Here is a 604-nt window from a genome sequence, read left to right as displayed (position 1 = left end):
GCAGCTAATTGAGAATGACATTGTTCTCAAAGTTAGCGCAGGCGAAGATGACATTTCAAAGGACATGCTGGCTCTCGTTGATGAGCTGGCTTCCATGTCATCGAAAATTTCAGTTGAAAAAGCTGAATTAAACAGAACGCCAAGCTTCAGTGTCAATCGTGTCGGAGAAGACACTGGCGTAACTTTCGCTGGTATCCCTCTGGGCCACGAATTCACATCATTAGTGTTGGCGTTGCTCCAAGTGAGCGGCAGACCGCCTAAGGTGGACCAAAAAGTCATTGATCAGGTGAAGAAGATCAGCGGTGAATACCACTTCGAATCTTATATCAGCCTGACATGCCACAACTGTCCTGATGTTGTACAAGCTTTAAACATGATGAGCGTGCTGAATCCGAACATTACGCACACGATGATTGACGGTGCAGCATACAAAGCAGAAGTTGAAAGCAAAAACATCATGGCAGTGCCGACCGTTTACCTGAATGGCGAATCCTTCGGAAGCGGCCGTATGACGCTTGAAGAAATTCTTGCGAAAATGGGCAGCGGCACAGATGCATCTGAGTTTGCTGACAAAGAGCCGTTTGACGTTCTTGTGGTCGGAGGC

The 604-nt window shown here is 47.4% G+C and carries 1 protein-coding gene; it reads left to right on the top strand.

Annotated elements, in window-relative coordinates; translation table 11 throughout:
• On the top strand, window positions 1-604 hold a 604-nt coding region (locus ACWHAR_RS29395), incomplete at both ends, for a thioredoxin family protein (protein WP_452088733.1).

The sequence above is a fragment of the Bacillus sp. LR--39 genome, from assembly GCF_053613335.1.
The sequence above is the reverse complement of the archived record's forward strand: the minus strand, read 5'-3'. Positions and strand labels throughout refer to the sequence as shown.